Below are 18,082 nucleotides of genomic sequence, written 5' to 3' on the forward strand. Positions count from 1 at the left end.
CCCCGGCGCCGTCCCTCCAGTACAACCGCAGCCGACCAACCGGGAGAACCATGCAGACCGATTTCGACCGGACCGCGCAGGGACCGCCTCCCCTCGCGGGCAACGACCCCGAACTCACCGCGGTCACCGAACTGACGGGACACACCCTCGACGCGCTCAGGTCCGGCCTGGTCCACGGCCGGGGGCCCTGTCCCGAGGGCGGCCCCGACAAGGTCGCGGCCGACCTGCTCGACCACTGGCCCGACCCCCTGCCCCACCAGGGGATCGGCGCGCGGGACGCGATCGACGCGCTGGTCCCCGCGTTCGCGGCGGGGTCCGCCGACCCCGCCCACCCGCGCTGTGTGGCGCACCTGCACACACCGCCGCTCGCCCTCCCCGCGGCGACGGACCTGGCGGTCAACGTGCTCAACCCGTCCATGGACTCCTGGGACCAGGCCCCGGTGTCCAGCACCATCGAGGCCCGGGTCTGCCGGGCGCTCGCCGAACTCGTGCACCCCGGGGCGAACCGGCCGGACGCGCTGGTGACCACCGGAGCCACCGAGTCGAACCTGGTCGGTGCGCTGGTGGCGCGTGAGCGGGTCGGCGGCTCCTCCCTGCGGGTGCTGTGCGGCGACAACGCGCACCACAGCACGCAGCGGGCGACGTGGCTGCTGGGCCTGCGCCCGCCCGTGGTGGTGCCCACGAGGCACGGCCGGATGTCCCCCGACGGGCTGCGCAGGGCCCTGGCCGCCTCCGGGGAGCCGTCCCTGGTCGTCGCGACGGCGGGCACCACCGACCGGGGCCGGGTGGACCCGCTCCAGGAGATCGCGGACGCCTGCCGCGAGTACGGCGCCCGCCTGCACGTGGACGCCGCCTACGGGGGCTGCGCCCTGTTCAGCGACCGGCTCCGCCCCGCCCTGGCCGGGATCGGCTCCGCGGACAGCGTCGCCCTGGACTTCCACAAGTTCGGCGGCCAGCCGCTCGCGGCCGGGATGCTCACCCTGGCCGACCCGGACGACGTGGACCTGCTGGCGGTCACCGCGGACTACCTCAACGCCGACGACGACTCGGACGCCGGACTGCCCGACCTGCTCGGACGGTCGATCCGCACGTCCCGCCGCCCCGACGTGCTCAAGCTGGCCGCGACGCTGCTGGCCCTGGGGCGCACCGGCATGGGGGACCTGGTGGAACGCTGCTGCGACGCCGCCGCCGAGGCCGTGTCGCTGGCCGACGCCCATCCCGCCTTCCGGGTTCTGGAGGAGCCGGGGCTGAGCACCGTCCTGTTCCGCCCCGTGGCCGCGGACCGGCTGGGCGAACCGGCCGGGTCGGAGATGGTCGCCGAGCTGCGGCGCCGGATGCTCGCCTCCGGTGAGGCCGTCCTGGGAAGGGCCGCGGCTCCGGACCCGGAGAACGGTGGCGGGACAGCGGTCTGGCTCAAGCTCACGCTGCTCAACCCGCACCTGCGCCGCGAGGACCTGCGGCACCTGCTGGACATGGTCGCGACGGCGGCGGTCCGTGTGGAACAGCCCGCCGCCGCGTGACCGGACGTCCGCGGCGGCCGCCGCGGACGGAACGACGCTCCACGAGGAGAACCCATGCCCTTCGGCATCCTGGGACTCGGCTCCCACCTTCCCGACACCGTGATCGACAACGACGACATCGCCGCGTGGACCGGCGCCTCCCCCGACTGGGTGGTCGAACGCACCGGTGTGCGGACCCGGCGCTACGCCGGGGAGAACACCGCCACCTCGGAGCTGGCCGAGCTGGCCGTACGCGACCTGCTGCGCGGACACACCGACTCCCCCGAGCGCATCGGCCTGATCGTCCTGGCCACGTGCACCCCCGACCAGCCCCAGCCCGCCACCGCCGCGCGGATGCAGAGCAGACTCGGGCTGGGCCCCACCGCCAGCTTCGACATCAACGCCGTGTGCACCGGCTTCCTGTACGGACTCGACTGCGCCCGGGGCATGCTGGAGTCCGATCCCGGACTCGAACAGGCCCTGGTGGTCGGCGCCGACAAGTTCAGCAGCGTCATGGACCGCTCGGACAAGCGCACGGTGAGCCTGTTCGGCGACGGGGCGGGAGCGGTGCTGGTCGGTGAGGTGCCCGAGGGCTACGGCATCCACACGACGGCGATGACCTCCGACGGCGCCTCCGCGGACCTGGTGGGCGTGGACGCGGGCGGCACCGCCATGCCGACCACGCCGCAGACCGCGGACGAGGGCAGGGACAAGCTCCAGATGCAGGGCCGCGAGGTCCGGGGCTGGGCCATGGAGAACGTCCCCAAGCTGGTGGACGACGCCCTGGAGCGCACCGGCTGGGACGCCGGGAGCGTGGACAGGGTGGTCTTCCACCAGGCCAATGTGCGGATGCTGGAGGAGCTGTGCGACGCCGTGGGCATCGACGCGGACAAGGCCCCGATGACCGCTCCGGAGTACGGCAACACGGCGGTGGCCTCCATCCCGGTCACCCTGCACGCCTCCCATCGCGCGCGCCCGCTGCGCCGCGGCGAACGCGTCCTGCTGGCGGCGGTGGGCGGCGGCATGACCGCCGGGGCCGTCACGCTGACCTGGTACTGAGGAGGTCCTCGTATGCAGGCGAACGCATTGGTCAGCCATGCTCGGGGCGTCCACGTGGTGGACACCGGGGGCCGTGAGTACCTGGACGGCTGCTCGGGTGCCGTGAACGCCAACCTCGGCCACGGCCATCCCGAGGTGACCGCCGCCATGCACGCGCAGATCGACCGGGCGTGCTCGGCCTACCGCCGGCAGTTCGCCAGCCCGGCGCTGGCCCGGCTCACCCATGAGCTGTGCGCGGTCGCGCCGGGCGCACCCGGCGCGGTCCTCTACGCCAACTCCGGCTCTGAGGCCGTCGAGACGGCGCTGCGCCTGGTGCTGGCCCACCAGGTGTGCCGGGGTGCTCCCGAACGCACCGTGGTCCTCAGCGAGGATCCCGGCTACCACGGGATGACCGCGGGCGCGCTCTCGCTGTCGGGGCACCCGCAGCGGCGTGCGGGGCTGGAGGCCCTGCTGGACAACCGCACCGGGGGGCCACGGGTGCGCCCCTCAGTGCCGGGCGCACGCGCGACCGCCGCCGACTGGAGCGCGGTCCTGGACCGTGTCGGCCCCGACCGGGTGGCCGCCGTGGTCGTCGAACCGGTGGGAGGCGCGGCCACGGGCGCCGCCGTGCCTGAGCCGGACGTGCTGCCCACGCTCCGGACGCTCGCCGACAGGCACGGTTTCCTGTTCGTCGCCGACGAGGTGATGACCGGGCTGGGACGCACCGGCGCGTGGTTCGCGTCCGCGGCCGCGGGAGTCGTGCCCGACATGATCGCCACGGGCAAGGGCCTCACCGCCGGATACGTGCCGATGTCCGCTCTGGTGGTGGACCGCGCCGTCACCCGGGTCCTGGAACGTCCCGCGGAGGAGTACGCCTTCGGGCACACCACGGCGGGGAACCCGTTGGCCGCGGCGGCGGGGCTGGCCGTGCTGGAGTACCTGCGCGCCCACGACGTCCCCGGGCGCGTACGTGCGCTGGGCTCCGGGCTCCGGGCCCGTATGCGGGCGCTCGCCTCGGCGCACCCGCACGTCGTCAGCGGGGTCAGGGGCGAGGGCCTGCTGCTGGCCCTGCGGATGCGGCCCGGCCAGGACCGGCCGCTGGCGCGCGCCGGGGCCCTGGTCGAGGCGGCCTGGGACTGCGGACTGGTGCTGTACCCGGCGGGCGTCGACGCCGCGACCGAGTCGGTACTGGTGGCGCCGCCCCTGGTCATCGCACCGGAGGAGGTCGACGAGCTGCTGTACCGGCTGGAGAGGGCCCTGTGCCTCCTGGAGGAGCGCGTGGCCGCCGCCGAACCGGCCCGCGCCGCCCGGCACCACCGTGCAGGGTCCGCCCCTGGGCGCTTCGGGCCGACCATGACCGCACCCACCGGAGGAGACCCGTCATGACCACCAGCACCGGTTCGGGAGCGGCGGCCGAGGACCGCTTCGCCGCGCTCGTGGGACGCGCCCACACCCTGCGGCACACGGTGTCGGAGGCCGACCTCGCCCGCCGCTGGGGCAACGGCCTCGACGTACTGGCCACCCCCGTGCTCCTCTGGCTCGGAGAGATGGCGTGCATGCGGCTGTTGGAGGAGGTGACCTCGCCCGACGAGATGTCGGTGGGCGTGGCGCACGACTCCGCGCACCTGGCCCCGACCGTGCTCGGCGAGGAGGTGACCGTGACCGCCGTCCTCGTGCGGGCCTCGGGACGAAAGTGCGCTTTCGAGGTCACGGCCCGCGACCCCAGGGACAGGGTCCTGGCCGGAACGCACACCCGCGCCGTCGTCGACCGCGCGCGCTTCACCGAACGCCTCCCCCGCGCCGCGTCCGCCGGCTCCCCTCCCCGCTGAGAGGGCGCGCCCGGTCCGGCGACACGGGCCGGGCGCGCGTTGCCCTCCGCGCGCCGATCCCCTAGCCTCCGGGCGAGGGGGGTTCATGGCTGAGCGGCCGATGATGGCGTGGGAGCTGGGAGAGACCGGGGGCGTGGCCCTCGCGCGGTGCGGGTTCGACGGCTCCGGCCTGTCCGCGGACGGTGTGTCCTTCCACTCCGGGGAGGAGCCGCACACGGCGGTCTTCCGACTCGAGTGCGGTCCCCTGTACCGCACCAGGCGCATGCGGGTCGCGGTACTCGGCTCCGGCTGGGACCGGGAGGTGGAGCTCACCCGCTCCGACTCCCACGGCTGGCGTTCACGGGTGCGGACCGGTCGGGGGCCGTTGCGCGCCGCGGCCCTCCCCGACCTGGAGGGCGCGGTGGACTGCGACTTGTGGATGTCGCCCCTGACCAACATCATGCCCGTGCGCCGCGCGGCCCTGATGGACCGGGACCGGCGCCCCGCGGGCTCCCTGTCGCACGCCATGGCCTGGATCGACCTGCCCGGCCTGACGGTGGAGTGCTCCCGCCAGGACTACTCCCTGGTCCGCCCCCGCGGCGACGGGCCCGCGCTGGTGCGATTGGAGGACCGCGACTCCGACTTCCGGGCCGACTTCTCCGTGGACGAGGAGGGGTTCGTCATCCGCTACCCGGGGATCGCCACCCGGGTGGACGACGCTGAGCGGGTGGAGGAACTGGTGGGCGGGGTGCCCGGGGAGTTCGGGGCGCTGCTGCGGGCGAAGAGGGACGAGCTGCTGACCGGTGTCCCGTGGAGGCGTTGGGGCGCCCTCGGCTGAGGAGGGGCCGCTTCGGCCGCCGTCAGATGCCGCGCCGCCGACCGAGGAAGAAGCCGGCCTGAAAGCGCGTCCTGGCGCCCAGACCCTCCATGAGCACGGACACGCGCCTGCGCACCGTCCGCTCGCTGACCCGCATCCGGGCGGCGATGGCCGCGTCGGTCTGCCCCAGGCACAGCTGTTTGCGCAGGAACTCGTCGTGGTTCTCCCCCCGGCCGGGCTGTTCGGCGACCTCCAGGGTCATGTTCCAGTAGATCTCGAACAGGCTGGTCAGCGCCTCGACGACTCCCGGCAGATCGATGCAGAGGCCGTTGGCCACGCCGGTCGACTCCACGGGGATGAGGGCCGAGGTCTCGTCGCTGATGAGGAGCCACAGCGGCAGGTGCGAGGCCGTCCTGCTGTCCTCGGGAAGGCCTGCGAGGAGGGCTCCGGCGCTTACCCGGTCCTCGAGGAGGTCCTTGGTGTGCAGGATCCGCAACCTCACCCGTCTGGCCCTCAGCGTCTCGATCTGGTCGAGGAGACCGCTGTAGGAGACGAGGTCGAGGTAGTGCCCGGTGAGGAAGATCCGGAAGTCGGTGGTGGCCGACTCCACCAGGTCGTGGGAGAGGTCCTGGATACGTCCCCGGCCGGTGACCAGCCGCATCCCCTCCACTCCGGCCCCGTCCGCCTCGCCGTCCGAGCGCTCGTAGGCGGCGCCCAGCGGCAGGAGCCAGGAGTCGAGCCCGGCTGACAGCTCGCGGGCCTGGCGGATCCTGGCCTCACCGGAGCGGTACAGGGCCTGCCGGATGACCTGCGGCGAGACCGGGACGATGATCTCGGTCCCGTCCTCCTCGTGGCGGGAGGTCCGGACGTAGCGGTGTCGCAGCAGTTCGCGGAAGGCCTCGCCCGCCCGACCCCGCAGGTTGGCCGTGGCCAGCCAGCCCACCTCGACCAGGTGCTCGTAGAGTTTCCTCGCCTCCGTGCTGACCAGATAATCCGAGAAGTCGAGGGGATCAGTCAAAACCGTTCTCCCGTCCGGTGGAGAGCATTCCCAGAAGTCCCTTGCGTGAGCATTCGGGTAACTTCCCCGGAAAGGTAAATCCATGCCGCCCGGAACAACCGCCCCCTCGCAGGATACGGGTTTGGCGAACAACGGCGGCGGAATCCGGAGGGGCGGGACGCCAATCGCAGCCCGCACCTTTCATGCCACCAGGGAAAACGCGCGGACCACACGCCTTCCGGATGATTTCCGTACCTTCGCGAAAGGTACCCGGTCCCGAAAATCCCTCCGGAAACGCGCCCGTGCCCGCGGGGGCGCGTGAGCCGCGGCTCCTACTTGCGCTCGGCGGCCTTGACGGCCTCGACCGCCTTGAGGATGCGCTTGTCCGAGACCGGGTAGGCCGTGCGCAGCTCCTGCGCGAACAGGCTCACCCGGTACTCCTCCAGCATCCAGCGCAGCTCCGCCACGTCCGGGTCGGCCGCCCGGCCGGGCGGCAGGCTCCCGCGCAGCTTGGCGACGGCCTGGCGCATCTGCTCGACCTTGGACATGTTCACCTGGTCGCGGCGCGGGTTCTCCGGCAGCTTGTTCAGCCGGTACTCCACCCCGCGCAGGTAGCGGTGCAGGTCGTCCAGGCGGACCAGGCCGGTACGGGTCACGAAACCCTCGCCCACCAGGTCGCCGAGCTGGCCCTGCACGTCGTTGAGCGAGGGCAGCACGGCCAGGGACGTGGTCCCCTTGACCTTCTTGGACACCTTGCGCCACAGCACCAGGACGCGCGCGGACCTGTCCAGGATCTCGGCCAGGGTGTCGCCGAGGTCGGCGCGCACCCGGTCGGCGAGCCTGGCGAAGTCCTGGCCGTTCCACACCGGGCCGCCCTCGCGGGCGAGCAGGTGGTCGACGGCGGCCGTCTCGGCGTCGTCGAGCATCCTGCGGATCGAACCGTGCGGGTTGTCGGCCAGGGCCAGCTTGTCGGGGTTGTTGAGCCCCTTGCTCACCACGTTCGCCACGGACGGCACGGTGAGCAGCAGCAGTCGGCGGGTGCCCGCCCACATCGCGGCGCGCTGCTCGGGACGGGTGTCGAAGATGCGGATCGCGACGCTGTCGCCCTCGTCCACCAGCGCCGGGTAGCCCTTGACCTTGGGCCCCAGCGCCTTGCGCTCCAGGGTCTGCTCCAGCGGACCGAAGTCCCAGGAGGTCAGGCCCTTCTTCTCCACGCCCTTGGCCTCGGCCGAGATCGCCTCGCGCAGGCGCGGTTTGAGCTTGGCGCGCAGCTTCTCCAGGTCCTTGGACTCGGCCAGGGTCCGGCCCCGGTCGTCCACGGCCCGGAAGGTGATGCGCAGGTGGTCGGGCACCCGGTCCAGCTGGAAGTCGCCGGGGGCGATCCGCTCCCCCGCCATCCGGGTGAGCTCGTCCGCCAGCGCCGCGGTGAGCGGCTCCTCGTAGGGGGTCAGCCCGGTCAGCGCGCGGGCGGCGTTGTCCGGGACCGGGACGAAGTTGCGGCGCAGCGGCTTGGGCAGCGAGCGGATGAGCGCGGTCACCAGCTCGGCGCGCAGGCCCGGGATCTGCCAGTCGAACCCGGTGTCCTCCACCTGGTTGAGGAACTTCACCGGGACGCGCGCGGTGACGCCGTCGGAGTCGCTGCCCGGCTCGAACTGGTAGCTGAGCGGGAAGGTGAACTCGCCCTGGCGCCACACGTCCGGGTAGTCGTCCTCGCTGATCGACCCCGCGCCCTCGTTGATGAGCTCCTCGCGGGTGAAGTCCAGCAGCTCGGGCTCGGTGCGGCGGGTCTTCTTCCACCAGGAGTCGAAGTGCGCGGCCGAGACCACCGAGTCCGGCAGGCGGGCGTCGTAGAACTGGAACAGCGTCTCGTCGTCCACGACGATGTCGCGGCGCCGGGCGCGGTGTTCGAGGTCCTCCACCTCGTCCAGGAGCTTGCGGTTGTCGTGGAAGAAGTGGTGGCGGGTCTCCCAGTCGCCCTCGACCAGGGCGCGGCGGATGAACAGCTCCCGGGACAGCTCGGGGTCGATCCTCCCGTAGGAGACCTTGCGCTGCACGACGATGGGCACGCCGTAGAGGGTGACGCGCTCGAAGGCCATGACGGCGCCGCGCTTGCGCTCCCAGTGCGGCTCGCTGTAGCTGCGCTTGACGATGTCCCCGGCCAGCTCCTCGGCCCACTCCGGCTCGATCCGGGCCACCATGCGGCCCCAGAGCTTGGAGGTCTCCACCAGCTCGGCGACCATCACGTAGCGGGGCTGCTTCTTGAACAGCGCCGAACCGGGGAAGACGGCGAAGCGGGCGCCCCTGCCCCCCAGGTACTCGTGTTTCTCGGGGTCCTTGAGGCCCACGTGCGACAGGAGCCCGGCCAGCAGCGACATGTGCACGCCGCGGGGGTCGGCGGCCTCCTCGCGCGGGCGCGGCACCTCCACGCCCATGGAGCGCAGGACCTGCCTGAGCTGGCCGTGGATGTCCTGCCACTCGCGTACGCGCAGGTAGTTGAGGTACTCCTCGCGGCACATCCTGCGGAACTGGTTGCCCGACAGCTCCTGCTGCTTCTCGCGCAGGTGGTTCCACAGGTTGAGGTAGGCCAGGAAGTCCGACTCCTTGTCGGTGAACCTGGCGTGCGCCTGCTGGGCCTGCTGCTGCTTGTCCGTGGGCCGCTCGCGCGGGTCCTGGATGGACAGGGCCGCGGTGATGACCAGGACCTCGCCCAGGACGTCGCGCTCCTCGGCCTCCAGGACCATCCGGCCCAGTCGGGGGTCGATGGGCAGCTGGGCCAGGCGGCGCCCGGTCGGGGTGAGCCTGCGTTTGCCCCCGGACTCGTCGGGGTGCAGGGCGCCCAGCTCGTTGAGGAGGTTGACGCCGTCCTTGATCTGGCGGTGGTCGGGACCGTCCACGAACGGGAAGGCGGCGACGTCGCCCAATCCCAGGGCGGCCATCTGGAGGATGACCGAGGCCAGGTTGGTGCGCAGGATCTCGGGGTCGGTGTACTCGGGGCGGGAGAGGAAGTCCTCCTCCGAGTACAGCCGGATGCAGATGCCCTCCGAGACGCGGCCGCAGCGGCCCTTGCGCTGGTTGGCGGAGGCCTGGGAGACCGCCTCGATGGGCAGGCGCTGCACCTTGGTGCGGTGGGAGTAGCGGGAGATGCGCGCGGTGCCGGGGTCGATGACGTACTTGATGCCGGGGACGGTCAGGGAGGTCTCGGCGACGTTGGTGGCCAGGACGATGCGCCGTCCGCTGTGCGAGGACCACACGCGTCTCTGCTCGCTCGTGGACAGGCGCGCGTAGAGCGGCAGGACCTCGGTGCCCGGAAGCTTCTTCTTCTCCAGGGCCTCGGCGGTGTCGCGGATCTCGCGCTCGCCGCTGAGGAAGACCAGCACGTCGCCGGGGGCCTCGCGGCCGAGCTCGTCGACGGCGTCCAGGATGGCCTGGGTCTGGTCGCGGTCGGTGCCGCCGCCGGGGTTCTTCTCCTCGGGGTCGAGGATCTCCTCGGAGATGGGCCGGTAGCGGACCTCGACCGGGTAGGTGCGCCCGGAGACCTCGACGATGGGGGCGTCGTCGAAGTGGCGGGAGAAGCGCTCGGGGTCGATGGTGGCCGAGGTGATGACGACCTTGAGGTCGGGGCGCCGGGGCAGCAGCTGCTTGAGGTAGCCCAGCAGGAAGTCGACGTTGAGGCTGCGCTCGTGGGCCTCGTCGATGATGAGCGTGTCGTACTGGCGCAGCATGCGGTCGTGCTGGATCTCGGCGAGCAGGATGCCGTCGGTCATCAGCTTGACCAGGGTGCTGTCGCTGGAGGAGTCGGTGAAGCGGACCTTGTAGCCGACTGTCTCGCCCAGCGGGGTGCCGATCTCCTCGGCGATGCGCTCGGCGACGGTGCGGGCGGCCAGCCGCCGGGGCTGGGTGTGGCCGATGGTGCCCATGACGCCGCGCCCCAGCTCCAGGCAGATCTTGGGCAGCTGGGTGGTCTTGCCCGAGCCGGTCTCACCGGCGACGATGACGACCTGGTTGTCTCGGATGGCCTCGGCGATGTCCTCGCGCCGGGAGCTGACCGGCAGGGACTCGGGGTAGTTCAGCTCGGGCACGGACTCGCGGCGCAGGTTCACGCGCAGGAGCGCCTCGTCGACGTCCCCGGAGATCTGGGCGGCGACGGAGGCGCGGCGGCGCTCGTCGCCGATCTTGGCCAGGCCGTCGATACGCCGACGGAGCCGGTGGCGGTCCGAGGGCATGAGGTCGCGCAACCGGGAACGCAGCGTGTCCGCGGCGGGCGCGGGCGTGGTGGTGCTCATCAGTAGTCAAGGGTAGGAGGGACGGCAACCGGTTTTCGCCGCCGGGTCCGCGCGGTGGGCGCGCGGTCGCGGGCGGGCGAAGGGGCGCCGCGGGCACGTACCGGCCAACGCCCGGCGGGCCCGTTCTGTTCCGGGGCGTGCGGCCCGCCGCCGTGGCGGCCCTGAGCCGGCCCGGGCACAGGACCCGGACCGGCCCCGTGTCTCCCCCTCCCACCGCGGGACGCGACCTCCGCGGCGGGAGGGGGAGGGCTCAACCGCGCTCCCTGACGCGGTCGCGCAGGCGGCGCACCACCGACCGGACCCTCCGCGCGGGCCCGGGCCGGACGAGGGCCTCCTCGACGGCCGCGGCCGTGGACCCCGCGTGCTCCTCCATCATCGTCAGGTGGTCTCCGGGCACCTCGACCCGGCCGTGCGGGCGCGGCCACACCCAGCCCAGGCCCAGCTCCGCGCCGTTGGAGCCGAGCACGGGGCTGGTCGGCCGGACCTGTGTGACCGGACACGCCAGGGAGCCGGGCCTCCAGTCGGCGAACATCGCGAGATAGGCGCCCATGGCGGTGACGCGGTCCGCGTCCAGGAACGCGAACTCGTCGGCTCGCGCGGTCACCGACTCCGTGACGATGGGAAGCACGCCGGGCTCGTCCGGCACCGGGGTGTCGAGCAGCACCAGGCCCGCCGGGACCGAACCGCGGCGGCTCAGCTCCTCGGCGACGGCGTGCGCCAGCCATCCTCCCGAGGAACGCCCGGCGAGGACGAGCGGACGGCCGGCCGCCACCCCGAGCGCGACCTGCGCCTGGACCCGGACGAAGGTGTCGCGGTCGGCGGGCAGCCGCTCACCGGGGGCGAACCCGGGAGCGGTCAGGACGTGAACGCCGCGCCGTCCCCGCAACGTGGCGGCGAACCGTGCGAACTCCTGTGCCCCCGAGGTCATGACGAGCGAGGGGAAGCAGACCAGGACGGGTTCCGCCGCGCCGGTGGCGAGCTGGGTGGGGGAGACGGGCCAGGGCTCCCCCGGGGCGAGGACGGGGCGTCCGCGCGCCGCGATCCGCGCGAGGGTGACCGCGTCCTCGGGGCGCCCGTCGCGGCACGCCTCACGGAAGAGCCCGACGAGATCGCCGTGGGACGCGGTCGAGACGGACACGGCGGACGCGGCGGCTGGGACGGTCAGCCCCCGCGTCTCCGGGTCCCGCCGGGCCTCGGGGCCCTCGGGGGTCCCCCCGTGCGCCGCGCCCATCTGCTCGTCCAGGTACGCGGACAGGGCGGCCGGGGTGCGGTGGTTGAAGACCAGTCCGGCGGGAAGCCGCAGCCCCGTCGCCTCCTGGAGGTGGTTGCGCAGCTCGACGGCCGTGAGCGAGTCGAACCCCGACTCCAGGAAGTCGCGTTCGGGGTCGACGCGGTGACCGGAGGGGTGGCCGAGGATCTGCGCGGCCCGGGAGCCGATCAGCTCCTCCAGGAGCGCGCGGCGTTCGGGCCCCTCCCCGGCCGTCCGCAGCGCGGCGGCGGTGTCGCGTGCCCCGTCGCCCCTCGCGGGAGCCGACGGGCGCACCAGACCGCGCAGGAGCGGGGGGACTCCGTTCGCGGAGGAGGCCCGGGCGCGCAGCGCGGACAGGGACATCGGCACCGGAAGCACATGGGCCAGTCCGGTGTCCGCGGCGGCGTCCATGAGCGCGCACCCCTCGTCGGCGCTGATCGCCTCCACCCCCCACATCCTGCTCATCCGGGCGTCGTCCGCGTCGCCGAGGTGGGCGGTCATCGCGCTCCGGTCGGCCCACCTGCCCCAGGAGAGGGACTGCGCGGGCAGGCCGAGGGAGCGCCGGTGGCGGGCCAGGGCGTCCAGGAAGGAGTTGGCCGCCGCGTACCCCGCCTGCCCGGCCGAACCGAGCACGCCCGCGGCCGAGGAGAACAGCACGAAGGCGTCGAGGTCGAGGTCGGCGGTGGCCTCGTGCAGGTTCCACGCCCCGTCGACCTTGGGGGCCAGAACCCGCTCCAACGCCTCGGGGGTGAGCCGCGTGACGGTGGCGTCGTCGACCACCCCGGCGGCGTGGACGACCCCGACGAGCGGGCGGTCGGGCGGAAGCCCTCCCAGGACCGCCGCGACCTGGTCGGGGTCGGCGACGTCGCAGGCGGTGATCTCCACCCGTGCGCCGAGGGAGGCCAGCTCCGCGGCCAGGTCGGCCGCTCCGGGGGCCCGGCGCCCGCGCCGTCCGGTCAGGACGAGGCTGGTGACCCCGTGGCGGACCACCAGGTGACGGGCGACCAGGGCACCCAGCGTGCCGGTCCCGCCGGTGACCAGAACGGTGCCGCCGTGCCGGAAGCGCGTGGCCATGTCGAGCACGATCTTGCCGACGTTGCGTCCGTGCTGCATGAGCCGGAATGCGTCGACCGCCCGTTCGACGGGGTAACGGGTGACCGGGACGCCGGGCAGCTCGCCCTTCTCCAGCAGCGGCAGGATCGCGTTGAAGGCGCGCTGGACGCGCTCGGCGGGCAGGGCCGACAGGTCGACCGTCCGGTACCGGACGCCGCCGTGCTCGGACGCGATCCGTTCGGGATCGCGGAGTTCGTTGTGCCCCAGCTCCACGAAGCTTCCGCCGGGGGCCATGAGACGCAGGGAGGCGTCGATGGCCTCCCCGACGAGGGAGTTGAGGACGACGTCGACGGGGCCGGCCGCCCGGAGGCGCTCCTCGAAGTCGAGCCTGCGGGAGTGGGCGATGTGCTCCTCCGGGACACCCGCCTCCCGCAGCACGTCCCACTTCTCGGGGCTGGCGGTGGCGAGCACTCGGGCGCCCAGGTGCCGGGCCAGGTGAACGGCGGCCTGTCCCACTCCCCCGGCCGCCGAGTGGATCAGGACACGGTCGCCCGGACCGAGCCCGGCCTCCTCCACCAGCGCGATGTGGGCGGTCAGGTAGACGGCGGGCACGGCGGCGGCGGAGGCGTCGTCCCACCCCTCCGGCACGGGCGCCACGAACCCGCGCGGTGCGACGGCGACCGGCGCGAAGGCGCCGGGGAACAGGCCCATCACCCGGTCTCCCGGCGCGAGGTCGTGCACGTCCGGACCGACCTCGACGACCGTGCCGGCCCCTTCGTGACCGATGCTCGCGGACTCGGGGTGCATGCCCACGGTCATCAGCACGTCGCGGAAGTTCACGCCCGCGGCGCGGACTGCGACACGGACCTCCCCTGACTCCAGGGGGCGCAGCTGTTCGGGGTACGGGACGAGGGCGAGCCCGTCCACCCGCCCCGGCTCGCGTGACTCCAGACGCCAGTCGGAGCGCCGCTGCGGCGGGACCAGCCCCTCGCCGCCCGGGCGGGCCTCGGCCAGGCGGGGGGCGTACAGGCGGCCGTCGCGCACGGCGACGCGCGGCTCCCCGGTGCGGACGGCCGCGGCGACGGTCTGGGCGTCGAACCGGTCGGTGTCCAACAGGAGGAAGCGGCCGGGGTTCTCCGTCTCGGCGGAGGCGACCAGCCCCCACACCGCCGCTCCGGCCAGGTCCACGGGGCGTGCGGCGCCGGTCCCGGCCTCCAGGGGGTCGACGGCCCCCGAGGTCACGACCACGATCCTGGCGGCGGTGAGGCGCTCGTCGTCCAGCCACGTCCGCACGGACTCCAGCACCCGGTGCAGCCCGGCGCGTGTGCGCCCGCCGGGGGGTCCGTCGCCGCCGCCCGCCGGGAGCAGGACGAGGCCGGGTGGGGGCGCTCCCCGGTCGAGGGAGGCGACCAGCGCGTGCACGTCGGGATGGTGCCCGGCCCGGCTCTCCCCGAGGGCTCCGACCAGCGCCCACGTGTCCGGATGCGGCGGTTCCTCCGCCCGGCCCGGCGCAGTGAGCTCGTGCCACTCCTGCCGGAAGAGGGCGTTGGGCGCGGTGTCGGCGGCGTCCGGGGCCTCGCGGACCGTGAGGGCGTCGATGGACAGGATCGGGGCGCCGTCGGCGTCGGCGTAGACCACGGAGCAGGTGTCGGTGCCCGTCCGGGTGATCCGGACCCGCGTACGCGAGGGTGTTCGCGCCGAGTGGAGCCTGACGCCGCTCCAGGAGAACGGCAGCCGGAGCGCACGGCCCGATCCCTCCGCGAGGTCGTGCAGGAGGAGCGCGTGCAGTCCCGCGTCGGCCAGCGCGGGGTGCGGCCCCGCCATGGCGGGGGCGTCCCCGGGCGGGCGGTCGAGCTCGGTCTCGGCCCACACCCCGGAGGCGTCCGCCCACGCGGCGCGCAGGCCGCGGAAGGCCGGGCCGTAGTCGTAGCCGTGCGCGGAGAGGAACGCGTAGCCGTCCTCGACCGGCACCGGTACGGCGTCGGCGCCCGGGGCCGCCACGGGTGTCGCGGGCCCTCCGGAGGCGGGGGCGAGCTCCCCTTGGGCGTGCAGGACCCACGTGCGGGCCCCGGGCGCGAGCGAGCTCACCCGGGCCGCGCGCCGTCCGTCCTCGTCCGGGGCGTCGACCGCGATCTGCACCCGCGTCGCGCGCCCGTCCGTGCCGGGTGCCGCTTCCATCGGGGCCAGCACGACGAGGTCGGCGATCTCGGGGCAGCCGCACTCCCGCCCCGCGTGCAACAGCAGCTCCACCACCGCCGTACCGGGTACCAGGGCACGGCCGCCGACCCGGTGCTCGGCGAGCCAGGGGTGGCCTTCGGTGTCGAGTACACCGGTGAACAAGGTCTGTCCGGTGTCGGCCACGGGGACGCGCGCGCCGAGGAGGGGGTGGCCGGCCCGTTCCAGGCCCAGTTCCGCGGGGACTCCGGAGGTGCGCGGCACGGACAGCCAGTAGCGCCGACGTTGGAACGGGTAGGTGGGCAGTTCGACCGGCGGGGAGCCGTCTGCGCCGCCGAGCACCCGGCTCCAGTCGACGTCCGCGCCGTGGCAGTGCGCCTCGGCGAACGCCGTCCGAAGCCGTGTGGGACCGTCCTCGCCGCGGTGCAGGGTCCCCAGGACCGCGTGGTCGCGGTGGCCCCGGTCCTCCAGGATCTGCTCGATCGCCAGGGTCAGCACCGGGTGCGGGCTCACCTCCAGGAAGGGGCCGCCCCGGGCCGCGGCGCGGTCGACGGCCGGGGCGAGCAGCACGGGGTGGCGCAGGTTCCGGTACCAGTAGTCGGCGTCGAGGGTGGCCTCCTCCACCGCGTCGCCGGCCGACGCGTCCCCCGGCGCCCACTCGGCGGTGGGGGCGACGGTGGAGTGGAACGGGATGCGCGCCCTTCGCGGGCGGATACCGGCCAGTTCGGCGCGCAGGCGGTCCGCGACCCGTTCGACGTGGGCCGAGTGGGAGGCGTAGTCGACGTCGACGCGGTGGACGCGCACACCGCTCTCGGCGCAGGTGGAGACGAGGGCTCGGACCGCGTCCTCGTCGCCCGAGACGACGGTTGACCCGGGGCCGTTGACTGCGGCCACTCCGATACGGCCGCGCCACGAGGAGATCAGCTCAGCGGTCCGTTCGGGGGAGACCCCGAGCACCGCCATGCCCCCGTGTCCGGCGATCTCCCTGAGCGCCAGGCTGCGGAGCGCGACGACGCGGGCGCCGTCCTCCAGGGTCAGGGCCCCCGCCACGCAGGCCGCGGCGATCTCCCCCTGGGAGTGCCCCACGACGGCGGCGGGCTCCACTCCTGCGGCGCGCCACATCCGGGCCAACGACACCATCACCGCCCACAGCACGGGCTGCACCACGTCCACGCGAGCGTCCTCCCCGGTCACCGTGGGGGCTCCGGGGGCGGCGCGCAGGACGGCGGTCAAGGACCAGTCCACGAACGGGGCCAGGGCCCTCTCGCACTCGGCCACGGCCTCGGCGAAGGGGTGCGAGGACTCCAGCAGACCACTGGCCATCCCCTCCCACTGGCCTCCCTGACCGGGGAAGACGAACACGGGGGCGCGTGAGCGCCCCGGTGCGGTCCCGGTGGCCACACCCTCGGCCCGGCCGCCCTCGGCCAGCGCACCCAACCGCTCCATGAGCTGCCCGGACCCGCTTCCCACGATCGCGGCGCGTTGGGGGAAGAGGGTGCGGGTCGCGTACAGGGAGCGGGCGACCTCGGCCGGGTCCGGTTCGGGCATCTCCTCCAGCCGGTCGCGCAGGCGGGCCGCCTGCTCCCTGAGCGCCCGGGGGTCGCGGGCGGAGAGGGTCCAGACCGGTGGCCCGCCGACGATCCCGGGTGCGGCGCTCCGGGACGCGGCCGGTTCGGCGGCGTCCTCCTCAGGTGCGTCCTCGGGCGCCTCCTCCACGATCACGTGGGCGTTCGTACCGCTGATCCCGAAGGAGGAGACCCCTGCCCGGCGCACCCGCTCCCCCCGGGGCCACTCCACCGGCTCCGACAGCACGCGCAGGCGGCCCGACGACCAGTCCACGAGAGACGAGGGTGTCTCCGCGTGCAACGAGGCGGGCAGGACCCGCCGCTGGAGCGCCAGCACCACCTTCATGACCCCGGCCACGCCCGCTGCCGCCTGGGTGTGCCCGATGTTGGACTTCACCGAGCCGACGTGGACCGGCCTCGACGTCGGCTCCGCCCCGAACACCTCCGACAGCGCCTCGGCCTCGATGGGGTCGCCCAGCTCCGTGCCGGTCCCGTGCGCCTCGACCGCGTCCAGGTCCTGCGGGCCCAGACCGGCGTCCGCGAGCGCGGCGCGCACCACCCGCACCTGCGCCGGCCCGTTGGGGGCCGTCAACCCGCTGGAGGCGCCGTCCTGGTTGACCGCGCTGCCGCGGAGCACCGCCAGCACGCGGCGCCCGTGGCGCCGGGCGTCCGACAGCCGCTCCAGCACCAGCACGCCGGCGCCCTCGGCGAACCCCGCGCCGTCCGCGCCCGCGCCGAACGCCTTGCAGCGGCCGTCCGGCGCCAACCCTCCCTGTTTGGCGAACTCCGAGAGCAGTGCCGGGCCGGACATCACCGTGGCCCCGCCGGCCAGGGCGAGGGAGCACTCGCCCGCGCGCAGCGCCCGCACGGCCAGGTGCAGCGCCACCAGCGAGGACGAGCACGCCGTGTCCACCGTCAGGGCCGGTCCGGACAGTCCCAGCGTGTAGGCCACCCGGCCCGAGGCCACGCTCGTGGCCGTCCCTGTGAGGAGGTAGCCCTCGGCCTCCTCCGGGACGGGGAGCGCGCCCGTGGCGGAGCCCCCCGCGTAGTCGCTGACGCTGATCCCGGTGAACACCCCGGTGGCGCTTCCCGTCAGGGTGGAGGGATCGATGCCGGCGCGTTCGACCGCCTCCCACGACACTTCCAGCATGAGACGCTGCTGCGGGTCCATCGCCGCGGCCTCGCGCGGCGAGATCCCGAAGAAGTCGGCGTCGAAACCGGCCGCGTCGTCGAGGAAGCCGCCCGACCGGGTACCTCCCGGACGGTCCGACACCGCTTCCAGATCCCATCCCCGGTCGTCCGGCAGGTCGCCGATGACGTCCGCGCGTGCGTCGAGCAGGCGCCACAGGCCCTCCGGGGAGTCGACGCCGCCGGGCATACGGCAGCCCATCCCCACGATCGCGACGGGTTCGGACCCGCGCGTCCTCAGGTCGCTCAGTTCGGAACGCGTACGGCGCAGATCGGCTGTGACTCGTTTGAGGTAGTCGAGAAGTCGCGCGTCGTCCGGCATGGGGCCGCCTCACAGGTTCACGTCGTTCGTAGCCCCGGTATCGGGGCGGGGGCGGTGGGCTCGAATGCCTCAGGTCGTGCTCCGGGGT

At 74.0% G+C, this 18,082-nt stretch carries 8 protein-coding genes; 5 read left to right on the forward strand and 3 right to left on the reverse strand.

All coding sequences use genetic code 11. From position 1 onward, the window contains the following. The first annotated feature begins 50 nt into the window (after nucleotides 1–50). The 5 genes from FYW99_RS04545 (at nucleotide 51) to FYW99_RS04565 (ending at nucleotide 5,183) form a co-directional block, all read left to right on the forward strand. The gene (locus tag FYW99_RS04545; RefSeq protein ID WP_150250508.1) at nucleotides 51–1,520 is read left to right on the forward strand and encodes a pyridoxal phosphate-dependent decarboxylase family protein; all 1,470 of its coding nucleotides are present in this window, start codon (nucleotides 51–53) and stop codon (nucleotides 1,518–1,520) included. Between the two features lie 54 nt (nucleotides 1,521–1,574). Continuing rightward, nucleotides 1,575–2,558: a 3-oxoacyl-ACP synthase III family protein gene (locus FYW99_RS04550; protein WP_150250510.1), complete on the forward strand. Its 984-nt coding sequence runs from the start codon at nucleotides 1,575–1,577 to the stop codon at nucleotides 2,556–2,558. A 12-nt stretch (nucleotides 2,559–2,570) separates the two neighbouring features. Continuing rightward, nucleotides 2,571–3,923, forward strand: coding sequence for an aminotransferase family protein (locus tag FYW99_RS04555; protein WP_223838722.1), 1,353 nt, complete (start codon nucleotides 2,571–2,573; stop codon nucleotides 3,921–3,923). Continuing rightward, nucleotides 3,920–4,366 carry a thioesterase family protein gene (locus tag FYW99_RS04560; protein WP_150250512.1) on the forward strand — a complete coding sequence of 149 codons (447 nt, stop codon included), beginning with the start codon at nucleotides 3,920–3,922 and terminating at the stop codon, nucleotides 4,364–4,366. The genes FYW99_RS04555 and FYW99_RS04560 overlap by 4 nt, the downstream gene beginning before the upstream one ends. 85 nt (nucleotides 4,367–4,451) lie before the next feature. Beyond that, nucleotides 4,452–5,183: a putative glycolipid-binding domain-containing protein gene (locus FYW99_RS04565; protein ID WP_150250513.1), complete on the forward strand. Its 732-nt coding sequence runs from the start codon at nucleotides 4,452–4,454 to the stop codon at nucleotides 5,181–5,183. 22 nt (nucleotides 5,184–5,205) lie between these two features. On the opposite strand, the gene FYW99_RS04570 is transcribed toward FYW99_RS04565, so the two are convergent. The 3 genes from FYW99_RS04570 to FYW99_RS04580 all read right to left on the reverse strand — a co-directional run bounded on the left by FYW99_RS04570 (nucleotide 5,206) and on the right by FYW99_RS04580 (nucleotide 17,994). Next, nucleotides 5,206–6,180 carry a helix-turn-helix domain-containing protein gene (locus FYW99_RS04570; protein ID WP_150250515.1) on the reverse strand — a complete coding sequence of 325 codons (975 nt, stop codon included), beginning with the start codon at nucleotides 6,178–6,180 and terminating at the stop codon, nucleotides 5,206–5,208. A 311-nt stretch (nucleotides 6,181–6,491) separates the two neighbouring features. Further along, on the reverse strand, nucleotides 6,492–10,442 hold the full coding sequence (hrpA, locus tag FYW99_RS04575; RefSeq protein WP_150250518.1) for an ATP-dependent RNA helicase HrpA: 3,951 nt from the start codon (nucleotides 10,440–10,442) through the stop codon (nucleotides 6,492–6,494). A gap of 250 nt (nucleotides 10,443–10,692) precedes the next feature. Continuing rightward, the gene (locus tag FYW99_RS04580; RefSeq protein WP_150250520.1) at nucleotides 10,693–17,994 is read right to left on the reverse strand and encodes a type I polyketide synthase; all 7,302 of its coding nucleotides are present in this window, start codon (nucleotides 17,992–17,994) and stop codon (nucleotides 10,693–10,695) included. Nucleotides 17,995–18,082: the final 88 nt, after the last annotated feature.

Origin of the sequence: Nocardiopsis deserti, from assembly GCF_008638355.1 — a bacterium.
GTDB classification, from domain to species: domain Bacteria; phylum Actinomycetota; class Actinomycetes; order Streptosporangiales; family Streptosporangiaceae; genus Nocardiopsis; species Nocardiopsis alborubida.